Here is a 12,900-nt window from a genome sequence, read left to right as displayed (position 1 = left end):
TCCCGGCAACCGATTGGGAGTGTTCAGATGCTGCAGCCACACGCTACCTCAGCGCGGGTAGAGATGATTAACATCACCAAAACTTACGGTTCAATACGGTCCCTGCGCGGCGTCAATCTGCAATTGGCGCCGGGCGAAGTACTGGGCTTAGTCGGCGATAACGGCGCGGGTAAATCGACGTTAACCAAAGTGCTCTCTGGCGCGGTAGTGCCCACCAGCGGCACCATTCGCATTGATGGAGAACAACAGCACTTTACTAATCCGGCCGATTCGCGCCGCTGTCACATCGAAATGGTCTATCAGGATTTGTCGCTGTGCGACACCGTAGACGTCGCAGGAAATCTGTTTATGGGTCGCGAGCCCATGAAAAGCGTGCTCGGTATTCCTTTTCTTGATCAAGCCAAAATGCACGCTGAGGCGCGCGAGATGCTGAAAGGCTTAGGCATTTCAATTCCGGATACGCGTTTACTGGTGCGCAATTTGTCTGGCGGACAACGTCAGGCGATTGCAATTGCGCGTGCCGCCGCGTTCGAGCCCAAGGTGCTGATCATGGATGAACCGACTGCCGCATTAGCGGTAGCGGAAGTCGAAGCGGTGCTGGAACTGATCCGCCGTGTCTCGGCACGTGGAGTCAGCGTCATCCTCATCACCCATCGCCTGCAGGATCTGTTCCTGGTGTGCGATCGCATCATGGTGATGTACGAAGGCACCAATGTGGCGGATCGGCGCGTAGCGGATACCAGCCTGAGCGATATCGTTAATTTGATCGTGGGTGAGAAGTTTACCGCTCACTCAGCGGCGGCACACTGAGGTAACGGGATGAGCATCATGAATTTAAGCAGTTCGCGCATGATCCAGCATTCGCTACCGCGTCGCCTGCTGCACAACCATTCGGGCGTGGTGAGCATTGCGCTGTTTTTCATCTTTTGCTGCGTCGTGTTTTCACTGATCACCAGCAACTTTCTCTCCAGCACTAACTGGCTGAATATCATTCGCCAGAGCGCCCCACTGCTGATCGTCGCCACCGCGATGACGCTGGTGATCACCACCGGCGGCATTGATCTATCGGTGGGTTCGACGCTGGCGCTGGTGGGTGCGCTTTCGGCTATCGCGCTGAATAACTGGGGATTGCCGTGGCCGGTGGTGTTAATTGGCGGGCTGTTGCTGGGCGGATTGGTTGGCGCGATTAATGGCTTCTTTATCGCCTTTGAGGGGATTCCGGCGTTTATCGTCACCTTAGCCACCTTAGCCGTGGTGCGCGGTATCGCGCTGCTGGTCACTCAGGGTTACTCAATTCCGGTCCCGGCTGACAGCCTGTTTACCTTTATGGGCCGCGCGTGGGTGCTTGGCATCCCGATGCCCGCACTGATCGGTATCGTGGTGCTGTTCGCCGGGCATATAGTGCTCAATCACATGCGGTTTGGCCGCTACGTGACGGCGATTGGTTCGAATGCCGAAGGTGCGCGCCGCAGCGGTATCAATACCAAAGCGGTCACCATGAAGGTCTATATTATCAGCGGCATGGCGGCGGCGCTGGCCGGGATGATCATTACCGCGCGTCTCGGTAGCGGTTCATCTAATCAGGGCGAAGGCTTTGAGTTGCAGGTGATCGCAGCTGTCGTTCTCGGTAGCACCAGCCTGTTTGGTGGCTTCGGCACCATTATCGGTACGCTACTGGGCGCGCTGTCGATAGCGATTATTCAGAACGGGCTGATCCTGTCGCACATCTCGCCGTTCTATACGCAAATCGCTACCGGCACCATCATCCTGCTCGCCATCTGGCTCAACACCCGCATTCTCAATCCCACCCGCGCGCCGGCAAAAGGATAGCTCATGAAAGGATCGATTTTTCGTCATGCGGATCCGTTACCGCTCGGCGTACGCAGTGGACAGGTGATGACGGTTTTGGGGCCGCTGCCCCTGAGCCAGATGGGCGTCACTTTAATGCACGAACACATTCTGCTGGATGCGTCCGGCAAATGGGTGCCGCCCTGCTGCTGCAGCGATCGTCATCTCGCTGAGATGCCGGTCAAAATGGAGAACCTCGGCGAACTCAACATGAATCCGTTGATGAGCCGCGACAACTGCCAGCTGTTTGACGTCGAGATGGCGATTGACGAGTTGATGAAGTACCGCGCATTGGGCGGCGAAACCATCGTCGATCCTACCAATATCGGCATTGGCCGCGATCCACAAGGCTTGCAACGCATCGCGCGTTTAACCGGACTCAATATCGTGATGGGCACCGGCCTGTATCTGGAACCGTCACATCCGGAATGGGTGAAGCGCATCAGCGTCGAGCAACTCGCTGAGAAGTTGATTTTTGACCTCGGCGGTGCAGCGGAAAAACCCGAGGTGATCGCCGGATTGATCGGCGAGATCGGCATCTCCAGCCGCTTTACCGCCGATGAAGAGAAGTCGCTGCGGGCTGCCGGGCGCGCCAGTGCGGCGACCGGCGTACCGATTCAGGTGCATCTACCGGGTTGGGAGCGTTTAGGTCACAACGTGCTGGATATTCTGCAGCAGGAAGGCGCCGATTTGCGTCATACCGTGCTGTGCCATATGAATCCCAGCTTTGCCGATAAAACCTATCAGCGTGAACTGGCCGACCGCGGCGTGTTCCTTGAATACGACATGATCGGCATGAGTTATTACTACGCCGATGAATCCGCGCAATCGCCTTCCGATGAAGAGAACGCGCGCGCCATCTGCGAACTGATCGATGACGGCTACATTCAGCAAATTTTGCTGTCGCAGGATGTGTTCCTGAAAACCATGCTGACCCGCTTTGGCGGTCACGGTTATGGCTACATCCTCAAACATTTTGTCCCGCGCCTGAAACGTCACGGTGTTAGCGGCGAACAACTCGAAACCTTAATGATTGCTAACCCGCAGCGCGTATTTGGCGGGTAAAAGGGAAATATTATGCAGAAACAAGTCTTGCTGGTAGGCGAATCCTGGACCAGCACCTCGAACCATATTAAAGGCTTTGACCAATTTTCCACCGCGACCTGGCACAGCGGGGCCAACGATTTTATCGCGGCGCTGAAGGATAGCAATTACGCCATTACCCACATGCCTGCGCATGCCGCCGCCACGGATTTCCCGCTGACGCTCGAAGGGCTGCAAAAATGGGATGTGATTATCCTGTCGGATATTGGCGCCAATACGCTGCTGCTGCATCCTGATACCTGGCTGAAAAGCCGTCGCACCGCCAACCGCTTGTCATTGATCCACGATTACGTTGCCGCCGGCGGCAGCCTGATGATGATCGGCGGCTACTTCAGTTTTCAGGGCATCAATGGCGGCGCGCGTTTCCGCAATACGCTGGTCGAGAAAGTGTTGCCGGTGCGCTGCCTCGCCTGGGATGACCGCATCGAAACGCCGGAAGGTTCCACGCTGGAGATAACACAATCACACGCGCTGTTCGATGGTATCTCTGACGAATGGCCGTGGATGCTGGGCTACAACGAAGTGGAGATGCAGCCCGAAGGCACGCTGCTGGCGACCGTCGCGGGGACTTTGCATCCTTTATTAGCAGTGCGCGAATATCAGCAAGGCCGCTCGCTAGTGTGGACCAGCGATATGTCGGCGCACTGGTTGCCGGAAGAGTTTACCCAATGGCCTGGCTATCGCCAGCTGTGGATTAACTGCTTTGACTGGCTGACGGAGCGCGCCTGATGCAGCCGGCTTCACTCGCACTCGCCCAGCAACTGCTCGGCTTCGACACCATCAATCCGCCGGGCAACGAAGCCGCCTGTATGGCGTTTTTTGCCGCATGGCTGAGCGAGCAGGGTTTTGACGTGCAGCTATCATCGTTTGGCGAAGGTCGCAGCAATCTCGTGGCGCAGATGCGCGGTACTGCTCCGGGCAAACCGCTGGCGTTTACCGGACATATCGATACCGTGCCGCTCGGCAATCAGCCGTGGCAGCACGATCCTTTTGGTTCGGAGGTGGCCGACGATCGGCTGTATGGGCGTGGTTCGAGCGACATGAAAGCAGCCATCGCCGCGTTTGCCCTCGCCTGCATCCAGCAACAGCAGGCAATTCGTGCCGGACGCGGCGTGGTGTTGCTCATCACTGGCGGTGAAGAGACCGGCTGCGATGGCGCGCAGGCGCTGATTGAGGCGGGAACGTTGCCGGCGATTGGTGCGCTGATCGTTGGCGAACCCACGGCAAATTACCCGGTAATTGGTCACAAAGGCGCGCTGTGGTTACGCTGTGAGACGCGCGGCAAAACCGCGCATGGCGCAATGCCGGAATTGGGTATTAACGCCATTTATCTTGCCGCCGATGCGTTAGGTAAAATCCGCCACTTTTCTCCCGGCGCGCCGCATCCCTTAATGAAGCAGCCCACGCTCAACGTTGGCCGTATTCAGGGTGGCTTGAATATTAATTCGGTGCCGGATCGCACGGCGTTTGATGTTGATATCCGCAGCGCGCCCAACCTGCAACACGCCACTATTCGTCAGCAGTTAGGCGACTTGATGGGTGAAGCCGTACACATCACCACCTTAGTCGACCTGCCTGCGGTGTTGAGTTCAGAAGAGAACCTGTGGATTCAGTCGATCTACCGTCATTGTCAGGCGATGTTCGAGCAGCCATTACACGCGCGCGTGGTGCCCTATTTTACCGATGCATCCTTACTGCTGCCCGCGCTGGATCATCCGCCGTGTATTATTTTAGGTCCTGGCGAGCCGACGATGGCACATCAAACCGATGAGTATTGTCTGGTGAGCAAGCTGGGGGAAGCCGAGCAGTTGTATGGTGAGATCATTGCCGAGTGGATGAGGATTTCGTAGGGTGCGCAATCCTGCGCACCCAGACCTTTCATCAGAAGCGATAAGTTGCCGAGACTGAGAAGTTACGCGGATCGCCGTACACGATGCCGCCGTTACTGACGTTGGTATCGTACTCTTTATCGAACAGGTTGTTGATGTTCGCTTGCAGCGAGACGTTTTTGGTGACGTCGTAGCGCGCGAACAGATCCACCACCGAGTAGCTGCCCTGACGAGCACGCCAGGTGCCTTCACCCTCTGGACCACCAATGTCGCCGTACGTTTTCGACTGCCAGGTCACGCCGCCACCCAAGGTCAACTGATCCAGCATCGGCAAGCGATAGCTGGTGAAGAGATTGAATGAGGTGCGCGGCAATTGAGAGTTGTAGTTTTCGCCATCACGATCTTCAGCCACATAGCTGGTGCCGCCGAATGTCATCTGCCAGTTATCAGTTACCGCACCGTTGATTTCAAACTCGACACCACGGCTGACTACGCCACTTTTACCCACATAAATAGCATTGCCGGTTTCCGGGTTAGTTTGCCCGGTAGCCTCGCCAACGTTATCCAGTTCGGTACGGAATAACGAGATAGAGGTGGTCAGACGGCTGTTAAACCAGTCTGATTTCACGCCCGCTTCGTAGTTTTTGCCAATCACCGGCGCCAGGAATCCGCCCGAGGCATCCTGATAATCCTGCGGCTGGAACACTGACGTGTAACTGGCATACGCAGACCAGTTGTCGTAGAAGTCCCAAATCACGCCACCATACGGCGTGATGTTGTTCTTCTCCATCTCTTCGCTCAGCGTCTGACGATTCCAGTTGGTGTAGCGTGCGCCCAGAATCACATGCAGCGGATCGGCCAGCGAGAGGCGGGTTGCCAGATAAGCAGATTTCTGATGTACCCGTTGTGTATCTGACGCAGGTTCACGCGGATCCCAGTTGGATTCCGGGAAATCGCCGTTGTAGTTATTGAAGTTACCCAGCTCGGCGGATGAGATGTTTTCCCACGAACTGTAGTACTTGTTGTCCTGACGGCTGTAGTTAACGCCGATCATCAGCTCATGCTGACGGCCTAGCAATTCGTATGGGCCGCTGGCGAAGGCATCCACCGCATCCACTTTACGTTTACCGGTGTTGTAGCCCGTACCGCCGATAACCGGATAGCCGGCGTAAGAAGAAGAACCCGCACCGGTGGTTTTATCAAAGAAGCCATCGATATACAGCTGTTTGCTGTCGAGGAACATTTCGTTGTGCGTGCCGTTAAGCGTAATGTTCCAGCCGTTATCGAAATTCTGCTGCAGGTTAACAAAGACCTTTTTGTTTTCTTTGTTGTTGTAAGCCCAATCCGGTGCGGTGTTGTAACCCCGACGCGCTTTAATCTGCGAACCATCGGTATACCAGCGCGGTGAACCGCTCCACATTGGCGAATCGGTATTGACCTGCGAGAACTCGTAGCCCACCGACAATTTGGTGGAGTCGGTCAGATCAGCGTCAACCACGCCATAGACGAACTTTTTGTCTGCGCCGTAACGTTCGATAAAGCTGTTTTTATCTTCATAACCCGCGACCAAACGACCACGCACGTTGCCTTCTGGCGACAGCGGTGCGGAGAGATCCGCAACATAACGCTGCTTATTCCAGCTGCCATAGCTGGCGGAGACATCACCGGTGAACGTTTTGCTGTCGGCGTGCTTACGCACCATGTTGATCGAGGCGGATGGATTGCCTGGGCCAGTTAACAAACCGGTGGCACCGCGCACCACTTCTACGCGCTCATACAGCGCCATATCACTCTGCGCATCGCCAAGGTTCCAGCGTGATGCGAAGGCAGTGGGAATACCATCGACCATATAGTTGTCGATAATAAAACCGCGCGAATAGTAATTAGTACGGTCCATATCGGACGAGACGCCGTGAATGCCGGTGGTGTTCTTCAGCACGTCATTGAGCGATTGCAGCTGCTGATCTTGCATACGCTGCTTGCTAACGATCGAAACCGATTGCGGAATATCGCGCGCGGTGAGCGCCATTTTGGTACCGGCACGCGTCACCGGAACGCTGTAATCCTGTGCCGCCTGCTGTTCCTGTTCCGCAGTAGCGCTGGCATCAACGTTCAGTGTCTGTTCGGTTTGGCTGGTCTCTGCTGCCTGCGCGATACCCGACGCAACCATCATAGCCAGTAAAGAGAGACGCAATGCACGCTGAGGCACACTGCCGGGTTTCCTGACGCGCAAATCTTCGAAAGACATACGATTCCTCGATCAACTTATCGTTATTTTTTTGCGGCACCGCTGCTGACGTCTGAAAGAGGAACGACAGTAAGGAAGCCGTTAAGAAAGCAAATGAGAAATATACGCATTAAGATTTCCAATGCAAGAAATTGTTACCGGTTTACTGACACTTTTACACTTCAAGAAAAACCTTAATCTTCAAGGAGTAATAGTTGAGAGGCGTTATTTTTAGGAGTATCCGCTTGGCATTTCCGGCAACTATGTGAAATTAAACGGATTCACCCTGTAGCGGCGCAATTTATTGCGCGTGAATTGCACATTGAATCGCGCCGCCACAGAATGTGCGGCGAAATAATGATGAACTTAACTAAACGGCATAAAACGCGGAGTACGTGCACCTTTATTACTCGCATTGCTTTGCGTCATAAAAAAACGTCAAATAGTGTGAATAATCATCAAGTCAAATAAAGAAATACCTGATCTCATCCCTATTTTCCGGACAATTCTGTTGATAGTAGATTATTTTAATTTGGTGAAAAATCTCGTAGAATGCGCGGCTTCAAACCATTTATATAAGTAATAAGGATTTATTCATGAGCGATGCACTTAAAGCATTGAACAATCTTCGTACGCTGCGTGCTCATGCGCGTGATATTGAGGTCGCAGTATTAGAAGAGATGCTGGAAAAATTCGCCGTGGTAGTCGCCGAACGCCGTGAAGAAGTGGATGCAGAAACTGCAGCACAGCGAGAAAAAGAAGAAAAACTGGCGCTGTATAAAGAGATGCTGCTGAATGACGGCATCGATATTAATGACCTGGCGCAATTAAACCTGCAGGAAAGTAAACCTAAAGCGAAACGTGCGCCGCGTCCAGCTAAGTATAAGTTCATCGATGAACAGGGTAACGAAAAATTGTGGACCGGCCAGGGCCGCACGCCGTCACCGATTAAGGCTGCACTTGATGCCGGCGGTTCAATGGATGATTTCCTGATTTAATCGACACCATGCAGTACAGCGCATGAACGTAAAAAACGCAGCACATGTGCTGCGTTTTTTACTTATTACTTCTGAACGTTAATCTGTTTGATATACGCCTTTAAAACGTCGTAAACATAATCCTGGCAAGCGATACCGGTTTGCGCATCGTACTTACCGTTATTGGTGATGTTGTTGGATAACACACGGATACCGATAAACGGGATAGTAAACAGCGATGATATCTGTGCTGCAGACGCGGTCTCCATCTCCTCGACAGAGGTGCTGAAATTCTCATGGAAGAAGCGAATACGGTCTAACTCGCTATTCCACACATCCGCAGATCCAATCACGCCTTCCACTACTTTGCCTTTGGTGTAGGCCGGTATCGCCTGCTCGGCCGCTTTCATCAGCTGCGGATCGGCGGCAAACTGGCGGATGCTGTGGGCATTTTTATCTTCACCTGCGCTGCCTTTCGAGGCCAGTAGATCCATCGGTTTCCACTCAACGGAATTACTGCCTGCGCCTTGTAACTTGTGCGGCGTTTTAAACGCACCGAGGTTCACCGAATATTTGCCTACCACGATGTCATAAACATGTAATGCCGGATCGTGACCGCCCGCCGTGCCCTGATTAATGATGGCTTTGGGTTTAAATTCGACCGCAGCAATCGAGGTTGCTGCCGCCACATTCGACATGCCTTTTAATGTTTCAGAAACAATCACCGGATAACCGTCAACCGTGCCCTGCCAAAAACGCCATTCGCCAATCTGGCGCTGTTTAACGTTATCCAGTTTGGCAGAAAAATGTTCTGCTTCTACCGGCATCGCTCCCTGAATAATAATCGGTGCTGGAGACGTTTCTGTATTTGCCAGGGCGTGCAGCGGTGAGAATATAGCCACGCCGCTGATCAATGCGGTATTCAGATTCAACAATAGTTTAGGCATGAAATAATAACCGAAAATAATGAAAAAAATCATTATGCGCGATGACACGCGCGTTGGAAAGTTGTTAATTCATTGATGAAGTTATGGTGATAAGACGTCAGATAAATCTCAGGAAATATCTGACATCATTTAATAGCAGGATTATTTCAGCGCTGCACAGGCCTGCGCAATTCTGCGGCCCGCCTCACGCACCGTTTCAATATCGGTGGCAATCGACAAGCGGAAATAAGGCGATAAACCGTACGCGCTACCCGCCACGCCAGATACACCGCTCTCCAGCAGATAATTCATTACATCTTGCTCGTTTTCGATCTTCTGACCATCGGGACGCGTTTTGCCCAGTAAACCTGCGCAGCGGCAGAAAATAAAGAACGCGCCGTCAGGATTCAACACTTCAATATCCTGCACCGGCATTAACAGCGCCATAATCGCATCACGGCGATCCTGATAAGCCGTGCGTTGCGGCGGCAGGAAGTCGAGTCCACCATTATACGCCGCCACCGCCGCGGCCTGGCTGATAGCGCTGGCACCGGAACTGTTTTGCGACTGCACCACCACCATCGCATCAATCAAGGCTTTGGGCCCGGCACCGAAGCCGATGCGCCAGCCGGTCATGGCGTAGGTTTTCGACACGCCGCCCACCAGCAGAATTCGATCGGCTAAATCCGGCGCGACGTGCAACAGGCTGACGTGTTCACGGCCATCAAACAGAATATGCTCGTAGAGCTCATCCAGCATGATCAGCACATCGGGATGATCGCGCAGCACCGCCGCCAGCGCGGTCAGTTCATCGGCGCGGTACACCATGCCAGAAGGGTTGCCGGGATTGTTCAACACCAGCCAGCGAGTTTTCGCCGTGATCGCCTGCGCCAGCTGCTGCGGCTGCAACTTATATTCCTGCTCCAGCGGGCATTCAAGCAATACCGCTTTACCGCCATTAAAACGCACGCTATCGGGAAAAGTCGGCCAATACGGTACCGGCACTATCACCTCATCGCCTTCATTCAGCGTGGCGGCAAAGGCATTGAAGATGATCTGCTTGGCACCGTTAGCGATGCAGATCTGCGCCAGTTCATAATCGAGCTGATTTTCATTTTTCAGCTTGGCCAGCACCGCCTTGCGCAGCGGCGTGGTGCCGTTGGTTGGCGTGTAACGCGTTTCACCGGCTTCCATTGCTGCCACCGCCGCCTGACGAACATGCGCGGGCGTATCAAAATCTGGCTCACCGGTGGTGAGATCGAGAATATCGACGCCCTGCTCTTTTAGCTGGCGCGTTAGTTGACGCGCCGCAGCATTGGCAGAGAGCGACACGGACTGCACACGCTTTGATAAGGTGACCATGTTGAACTCCTGAATAAGTTAAGCCACCGGTAAGCCAAGGTTTTCACGCAGCGTGGCGAACTCGTAGTCGTCACGGAACAGGCCGCGACGGCGCAGTTCAGGGATCACCAGCTCAACAAACAGATCCAGCTGCTCGGACATGATTGCTGGCATGATATTGAAACCATCCGCGCCGCCCTCTTTCATCCACAGCTCGAAATCGTCGGCAATATCTTCGGCGGTGCCGACAATCACGCGGTGTCCACGTGAACCAGCAGCCACTGCCGCCAGCTCACGCAGCGTCAGATTTTCACGCTTCGCCATGTCGGTCATCAGTTTGACGCGACTCTGGTTACCTTCACCCAGCGGTACTTCTGGCACCGGACCATCCAGCGGGAACTGGCTGAGATCCATGCTGAAACGCAGCGACAGCTGGCGCAGACCGTTTTCGATGTCCACCAGCGTGTTGAGCTCTTTCCACAGTGCTTTGGCTTCTTCACGCGTGCGGCCAACAATCGGCATCACACCCGGCATAATGACCACGTGATCCGGATTACGACCGGCGGCAACCACCTGATCTTTCTGCGAACGATAGAAGGTTTGCGCTTCTTCGAGGCTGGCGGCGGCGGTAAAGATCACTTCCGCAGTTTCCGCCGCCAGTTTCTGGCCATCGGCGGATGAACCCGCTTCGATAATCACCGGACGACCTTGCGGCGAACGGGTGATGTTAAGCGGGCCTTGCACCTGGAAATGTTCGCCTTCGTGGTTAATCGGCTGAATTTTGTCATCAACAAAGTACGCGCCGGTTTCTTTGTTTGGCTGCACTGCGCCCTCTTCCCAGCCGGCCCACAGTTTTTCCGCCACTTCGAGGAACTCGCGCGCACGCGCATAACGCTCGGCATGATTCGGCATATCGTTGCGGCTAAAGTTGCGTGCCACATCGGCAGAAAACGATGTCACCACGTTCCATGCGGCGCGGCCACGGCTGATATGATCCAGCGAGGAGAAGCTGCGCGCCATCGTGAACGGATCGCTAAAGGTAGTGGATGCCGTGGCTGCCAGGCCAATGCGTGTGGTGTTCACCGCCAGCGCCGACAGCATGGTTAGCGGCTCGAGACGCGCCATGGTCGATGGCAGACGATACATGCTGGTGGCCAGCGCATCGCCGACGAAGAACAGATCGAATTTACCGGCTTCGGCTTTTTTGGCGATGGTGATCAGCCAGTCAATGTCGGTAGGATCGCCGAGTTTTTCCGTCAGACGCCAGCCGCTAACGTGTTGTCCTACCGGTTGTACGAAAAGGCCTAAGCGGATGCGGCGTTGTTGTTGTGAGTTAGCCATTAATTTGTCCTGGTCAATAAAAAGGGGGGCGTTTTAAAACGTGTTCTCGGTCGCCAGTAGCGCTTGTTCCAGCGCATCGGCTGAGATGCGGAAGGGCAGACGTTCAGCGCTGGCCGCCGGGAATTTGATGTGTTCCGCGATGGTGCGGATCACCGCGGCGCGGTTGCCGGTTAAGGGAGCTAGCGTTAAAGGCATATCGTACTCACGCAGGAGCGCCAGCAGATCGGCATCCGGCACGCCGTTATGTTCAATCAACGACTGCACCAGCAGGCTGTAACCCACTTTCTCGCCGTGCAGCCATTCGTGCAGTTCCGGCAGATGGGTGAGACGATTGTGGATGGCATGGGCAAAGCCCGGCGTCGGCAACACATCGCGTACGCTGTTGGCCAAACCGGCTAACACGATGTTGGCATCGATGATTTTCACCAGCTCCGGCGTTACCTGCTGCTGTTGGTTAGCGGCAACAGCTGCTGCACCCAGCTCGCGATAGAGATCCAACGCGCGTTTGGCGGTCATCACTTTGAGATCCAGCGCCAGATCGTTGGGATTATTACGTTGATAAGGGTAGAACTCGTAGTATTTTGCCAGCGCATCGACGATGCCGGCTTTTAAATAACGCACATCGCTGCGTGCAATAATTTCGCTATCAACCAGCACCAAATCCGGCATTTTGCCCAGCGGCTGGCTGCGCACATGGCCGCCCTGTTCATTGTAAATGATGGCGATGGGCGACCAGGCCGCGCAGGTGGCGGCCACCGTCGCGAAGTTAATCACTTTGAGATCGGGCAGCTGGCTGCCGACCGCTTTCGCCGCATCCAATACACGTCCGCCGCCCACCGCAAACAGCAGTTCAGCACCTTGTTGCACCACATTGTGCTTCAGGCTTTCGATGGCGCCGTCGGTACATTCGCCCGATAAATATTCAAGTTCCCAGCGAATACCGTTGGCCTCCAGGCTCTGCGTTAATTCCGGATTAACGGCCTGCCAGGCACGAGGAGAAGTAAAGATGCGAATATGCGAAGCGTAAGGTTTGATAAATTCACCGGCGCGCGCACGCAAACCGGATTCATGTGCGTATGCACGCGGAGATTTGATCGCTAACACGGCGTCACCCTGATTAAGAATAAGGCTATAACGGATTAAAATTAAGATAATTCAGAGGGTTAATACAGAATAGTTATAGCGCTATGTATTTTCTGCATACTACGGTAAATAACGATTTAAGCAATGCAAAACCGGCGATTTCATTTTCACAAATTCGCATTAGCTTAGTTATTTTTCACATATAGCGCGGTAAGGCTTTGCTG

At 54.1% G+C, this 12,900-nt stretch carries 11 protein-coding genes; 6 read left to right on the top strand and 5 right to left on the bottom strand.

Annotated features, from left to right (window positions below):
- The first annotated feature begins 63 nt into the window (after positions 1 to 63).
- Genes AC6I8K_RS19940 through AC6I8K_RS19920 form a run of 5 tightly spaced genes read left to right on the top strand, consistent with a single transcriptional unit; the run spans position 64 to position 4,802 of the window.
- Positions 64 to 810 (top strand): ATP-binding cassette domain-containing protein, encoded by a 747-nt coding sequence (locus AC6I8K_RS19940; protein WP_176972170.1) that lies wholly within the window; start codon positions 64 to 66, stop codon positions 808 to 810.
- A gap of 18 nt (positions 811 to 828) precedes the next feature.
- A complete protein-coding gene (locus AC6I8K_RS19935) occupies positions 829 to 1,830 on the top strand; it encodes an ABC transporter permease (RefSeq protein ID WP_162129959.1) in 1,002 nt (333 codons plus the stop codon).
- Between the two features lie 3 nt (positions 1,831 to 1,833).
- The gene (locus AC6I8K_RS19930; RefSeq protein WP_483817994.1) at positions 1,834 to 2,913 is read left to right on the top strand and encodes a phosphotriesterase family protein; all 1,080 of its coding nucleotides are present in this window, start codon (positions 1,834 to 1,836) and stop codon (positions 2,911 to 2,913) included.
- 12 nt (positions 2,914 to 2,925) lie between these two features.
- Positions 2,926 to 3,681, top strand: coding sequence for a glutamine amidotransferase (locus AC6I8K_RS19925; protein WP_497827389.1), 756 nt, complete (start codon positions 2,926 to 2,928; stop codon positions 3,679 to 3,681).
- The gene (locus AC6I8K_RS19920; RefSeq protein WP_483817996.1) at positions 3,681 to 4,802 is read left to right on the top strand and encodes a M20 family metallopeptidase; all 1,122 of its coding nucleotides are present in this window, start codon (positions 3,681 to 3,683) and stop codon (positions 4,800 to 4,802) included. The genes AC6I8K_RS19925 and AC6I8K_RS19920 overlap by 1 nt, the downstream gene beginning before the upstream one ends.
- 31 nt (positions 4,803 to 4,833) lie before the next feature.
- Here the strand turns inward: AC6I8K_RS19920 and fhuE are convergent, their stop codons facing one another.
- A complete protein-coding gene (gene fhuE / locus AC6I8K_RS19915) occupies positions 4,834 to 7,029 on the bottom strand; it encodes a ferric-rhodotorulic acid/ferric-coprogen receptor FhuE (RefSeq protein WP_497827388.1) in 2,196 nt (731 codons plus the stop codon).
- Positions 7,030 to 7,604: 575 nt separating this feature from the next.
- Between fhuE and AC6I8K_RS19910 the strand changes: the two genes are divergently transcribed.
- On the top strand, positions 7,605 to 8,006 hold the full coding sequence (locus tag AC6I8K_RS19910) for an H-NS family histone-like protein (RefSeq protein WP_064740174.1): 402 nt from the start codon (positions 7,605 to 7,607) through the stop codon (positions 8,004 to 8,006).
- A gap of 65 nt (positions 8,007 to 8,071) precedes the next feature.
- Here the strand turns inward: AC6I8K_RS19910 and AC6I8K_RS19905 are convergent, their stop codons facing one another.
- The 4 genes from AC6I8K_RS19905 to AC6I8K_RS19890 form a co-directional block, all read right to left on the bottom strand.
- Entirely contained in the window at positions 8,072 to 8,932 is an 861-nt protein-coding gene (locus tag AC6I8K_RS19905) for a 5'-methylthioadenosine/S-adenosylhomocysteine nucleosidase (RefSeq protein ID WP_497827387.1), read from the bottom strand.
- A 141-nt stretch (positions 8,933 to 9,073) separates the two neighbouring features.
- A complete protein-coding gene (locus AC6I8K_RS19900) occupies positions 9,074 to 10,273 on the bottom strand; it encodes an aminotransferase class I/II-fold pyridoxal phosphate-dependent enzyme (protein WP_497827386.1) in 1,200 nt (399 codons plus the stop codon).
- An 18-nt stretch (positions 10,274 to 10,291) separates the two neighbouring features.
- Positions 10,292 to 11,593, bottom strand: coding sequence for an LLM class flavin-dependent oxidoreductase (locus tag AC6I8K_RS19895; protein WP_064740176.1), 1,302 nt, complete (start codon positions 11,591 to 11,593; stop codon positions 10,292 to 10,294).
- Positions 11,594 to 11,626: 33 nt separating this feature from the next.
- The gene (locus tag AC6I8K_RS19890; RefSeq protein WP_497827385.1) at positions 11,627 to 12,697 is read right to left on the bottom strand and encodes an iron-containing alcohol dehydrogenase family protein; all 1,071 of its coding nucleotides are present in this window, start codon (positions 12,695 to 12,697) and stop codon (positions 11,627 to 11,629) included.
- Between the last annotated feature and the right edge of the window lie 203 nt (positions 12,698 to 12,900).

It is taken from the genome of Pantoea sp. X-Soil-ISGK-421, from assembly GCF_059730785.1.
Note: the sequence above shows the minus strand (reverse complement) of the source record. Positions and strands in the feature narration are given on the sequence as shown.

Bases quoted from the DNA above. Each gene is read 5' to 3' on its own strand.
- AC6I8K_RS19940 (WP_176972170.1), top strand. From the start codon at position 64: ATGATTAACATCACCAAAACTTACGGTTCAATACGGTCCCTGCGCGGC.
- AC6I8K_RS19935 (WP_162129959.1), top strand. From the start codon at position 829: ATGAATTTAAGCAGTTCGCGCATGATCCAGCATTCGCTACCGCGTCGC.
- AC6I8K_RS19930 (WP_483817994.1), top strand. From the start codon at position 1,834: ATGAAAGGATCGATTTTTCGTCATGCGGATCCGTTACCGCTCGGCGTA.
- AC6I8K_RS19925 (WP_497827389.1), top strand. From the start codon at position 2,926: ATGCAGAAACAAGTCTTGCTGGTAGGCGAATCCTGGACCAGCACCTCG.
- AC6I8K_RS19920 (WP_483817996.1), top strand. From the start codon at position 3,681: ATGCAGCCGGCTTCACTCGCACTCGCCCAGCAACTGCTCGGCTTCGAC.
- fhuE (WP_497827388.1), bottom strand. From the start codon at position 7,029: ATGTCTTTCGAAGATTTGCGCGTCAGGAAACCCGGCAGTGTGCCTCAG.
- AC6I8K_RS19910 (WP_064740174.1), top strand. From the start codon at position 7,605: ATGAGCGATGCACTTAAAGCATTGAACAATCTTCGTACGCTGCGTGCT.
- AC6I8K_RS19905 (WP_497827387.1), bottom strand. From the start codon at position 8,932: ATGCCTAAACTATTGTTGAATCTGAATACCGCATTGATCAGCGGCGTG.
- AC6I8K_RS19900 (WP_497827386.1), bottom strand. From the start codon at position 10,273: ATGGTCACCTTATCAAAGCGTGTGCAGTCCGTGTCGCTCTCTGCCAAT.
- AC6I8K_RS19895 (WP_064740176.1), bottom strand. From the start codon at position 11,593: ATGGCTAACTCACAACAACAACGCCGCATCCGCTTAGGCCTTTTCGTA.